The sequence below is a fragment of the Luteibacter sp. P4_E6 genome, from assembly GCF_056401535.1.
Genome location: NZ_JBFUJE010000542.1, coordinates 1 through 2,520 on the forward strand (window position 1 = coordinate 1; position 2,520 = coordinate 2,520).

Annotated in this window: 5 protein-coding genes; 1 reads left to right on the forward strand and 4 read right to left on the reverse strand. The window is 60.4% G+C overall.

What is annotated here, in order from left to right:
* On the forward strand, positions 1-423 hold a 423-nt coding region (locus tag AC1DT2_RS20520), incomplete at its 5' end, for a methylated-DNA--[protein]-cysteine S-methyltransferase (protein ID WP_477298383.1).
* Positions 424-441: 18 nt separating this feature from the next.
* On the opposite strand, the gene AC1DT2_RS20525 is transcribed toward AC1DT2_RS20520, so the two are convergent.
* The 4 genes from AC1DT2_RS20525 to AC1DT2_RS20540 all read right to left on the reverse strand — a co-directional run bounded on the left by AC1DT2_RS20525 (position 442) and on the right by AC1DT2_RS20540 (position 2,384).
* Positions 442-765: a hypothetical protein gene (locus AC1DT2_RS20525; RefSeq protein WP_477298384.1), complete on the reverse strand. Its 324-nt coding sequence runs from the start codon at positions 763-765 to the stop codon at positions 442-444.
* Complete coding sequence (locus tag AC1DT2_RS20530; RefSeq protein ID WP_477298385.1) at positions 762-1,301, reverse strand: RNA polymerase sigma factor; 540 nt, start codon at positions 1,299-1,301, stop codon at positions 762-764. Before AC1DT2_RS20530 ends, AC1DT2_RS20525 begins: the two co-directional genes overlap by 4 nt.
* Positions 1,302-1,314: 13 nt before the next feature.
* Positions 1,315-1,671: a DUF6249 domain-containing protein gene (locus AC1DT2_RS20535; RefSeq protein ID WP_213947365.1), complete on the reverse strand. Its 357-nt coding sequence runs from the start codon at positions 1,669-1,671 to the stop codon at positions 1,315-1,317.
* Positions 1,672-1,787: 116 nt separating this feature from the next.
* The gene (locus AC1DT2_RS20540; RefSeq protein ID WP_477298387.1) at positions 1,788-2,384 is read right to left on the reverse strand and encodes a hypothetical protein; all 597 of its coding nucleotides are present in this window, start codon (positions 2,382-2,384) and stop codon (positions 1,788-1,790) included.
* Between the last annotated feature and the right edge of the window lie 136 nt (positions 2,385-2,520).

A 2,520-nucleotide genomic window follows, 5' to 3' on the forward strand; every position in this document is an offset into this window, starting at 1 on the left:
GTCTCCGTCCTTCTGGGGAATGACGTCGTCGAGCTGGCGCGCGACCTGCAGGAACGCTTTCCCACGGCACGCCTGTACAAGGCCGATCGCGACGAGAGGACATTCATGGCCAGGGTCGTCGCCTTTATCGAGGCACCGCGTAACGGGTTCGATCTCCCGCTGGACCTTCGCGGCACGGCCTTTCAGCGCATGGTCTGGGATGCTCTCCGCGAAATCCCGGCCGGCCAGGTCCTTTCGTACACCGACCTCGCAAAGCGCATCGGATCGCCCCAGGCCGTCCGCGCCGTCGCAAGCGCTTGCGCCGCCAATCACCTCGCGGTGGTCGTTCCCTGCCACCGGGTCGTCCGCAGGGACGGCCTGCTCTCCGGCTACGCATGGGGCGTGCAGCGCAAGCGAGCGCTGCTGGATCGCGAGGCCAGCTAGCGCTGGCCGTGCCGAATCTCAGATGTTGTCCACGGTCTTGCTGGCACCGACCACGAGGGCAGTGATCAGCAAGACCACGATCAGTCCGCTCGCGGGTACCGCAGCGGCGAGGTCGCCTACCCGTTGAAGCGGGAGGTGAAGGTCCGCAAACATCGTGAAGTTATCGGGTTTGATACCTATCACGACGGCCAGTGCGAGAACCGCCGAGCCAACGAGAATCCAGCCGCGGCGACGACGATGGCTACGGCGCACGGCCTGGCCCATGACCAGACGGATAAAGGCCTCGCCCTCCAGATGTCGATCATAGGCAAGCAGCTCTTCCAGCGGTGGCAGGCCGGTCATATGCATTCCTCCTCGGATCCTAACAGTCGTGCGAGCTTCTTCTTCGCGCGGTTGATGTGCGATTTGATGGTGCCCAACGGGGCCTGCGTGACCTCGGCAATCTCCGCGTGACTCATGCCTCCGGAAACGGACAAGGTCACCATCAGGCGCTCGTCGAGGCTCAGGTGCTTCATGAGTTGCTCCACGAGGATGTCTGACATGACGGTCGGCGCGGGCGATATCGCTTCGGGCATGCTGTCATGACCGACGAACTCGAGGCGCGAACGGTTGGCTACGTGACGGAGGAAGGTCCGGTAGGCGATGGTATGAAGCCAGGTCGATATCCCGGCCTCGCCCCGGAACGACACCAGGCTGGTGAACATCTTGAGGAAGGTCTCCTGTGCGATATCGTCGGCCAGGGCATGATCGCCGGCTGACAAACGCCTCAAGAACTGGCGAATGGGCGACTGGTACCGCCGTACCAGATCAGCAAACGCCCGCTGGTCTCCAGCAAGGAATCGGGAGATCAACTCGCTATCCGTCTTTGGCGTCAACACCGGTGCGGGCTCCTCAGAGGGAGCCTTGTCCTCGCTCCAGCTTCCACACCAGCAGGAAGCCAAGGCCCACGAAGATCGGGAACACCGCGACCGTGGTGAACTCCTGCACCATTCCCGTGATCGGGCCGGCGACTAAGGCCGCCACACCAATCGACATGATGATGATGCCGCGACGCATGTCGGTCTTGCGCGAGGACTTGTTGGTCGCCATTTGCGCGACCAGCTCCGAGGTCAACGGCGCCCCCTTCTCGATGGCGGTCCGTAGGGTCCGTTGCACCTCGAACTGGGTCCAGCTGTTCAGCACCGAAAAGGTGATGAACATGGCCGCGATGCTGAGGAAGCCGATGATGGGGATGTAGATACCGTCCATAAGTAATCCTGTCTCGTGGGTTGGCTGGAGTAGCCATGTACCCTTTAGAGACAGGCAAGCCACGATTTGGATGCACTCTCCGCAAAGGCATCCTTAGGTCCGTCCGTTGCCCAAGCCTAACCTTGCGCACCGACCTGCAAGGCGAACTCCTTGACAAAGGCCTTGTACGCGGCGTGAACCTTTTCGATATCCGGTGCTACTGCGGTCGTATCGAAGCTATCGTCCCAGGACGCCTGCCAGCCACTTCCGTACTGCCTGGCGAGTTTTGCCGAATCTGCCCGGATCTTGGCGGACACACCATGACCTCTGAAGGTCTTGAAGCAGAGTGCTATGTAAATATTATAGGTGTCGACCAGACCGCTTCCCGAGAACAACGGTCCATACAGGTGAATGAACTGGTCCAGTTTGCGCTTGTTATCCAGCACGCCGTTGGGCGTCATGCTCCGAAAGTTGCCGACCTTCATGAGGAAGCAATAAAGGTCGTTGGCGAGGGGCACGTATGCGGTGTAAAGCTCCAGCCGCTTCTTGACGAGCTCCTGGTTCACGGCTTTCTTTCGGTCGAACGCTATCGTCATCCATGAGCCAGCCACTGCACCGATGACGGCCAGGAGAGCTGATAACGACGGTATGACCCACCACGCGATGTCCGACGGTTTGTCGGCTTGTGAAAGGATCAGGTGGCAACGTTCCCACCAGAAAGGTTGGTAGTCCATGCCTATAACTCCCTGGAATCGCTGCTAGTAGGCGCGCCAATCACCATATGACGCAGTTCTTCGGGGAGCCTGCTCCCGAATTGTTGCGACAACCACTGCATGGCATCGCGGTGTGCCACCTGAAATAGCGCTGAGC

Bases quoted from the DNA above. Each gene is read 5' to 3' on its own strand.
- AC1DT2_RS20535 (WP_213947365.1), bottom strand. From the start codon at position 1,671: ATGGACGGTATCTACATCCCCATCATCGGCTTCCTCAGCATCGCGGCC.
- AC1DT2_RS20525 (WP_477298384.1), bottom strand. From the start codon at position 765: ATGACCGGCCTGCCACCGCTGGAAGAGCTGCTTGCCTATGATCGACAT.
- AC1DT2_RS20540 (WP_477298387.1), bottom strand. From the start codon at position 2,384: ATGGACTACCAACCTTTCTGGTGGGAACGTTGCCACCTGATCCTTTCA.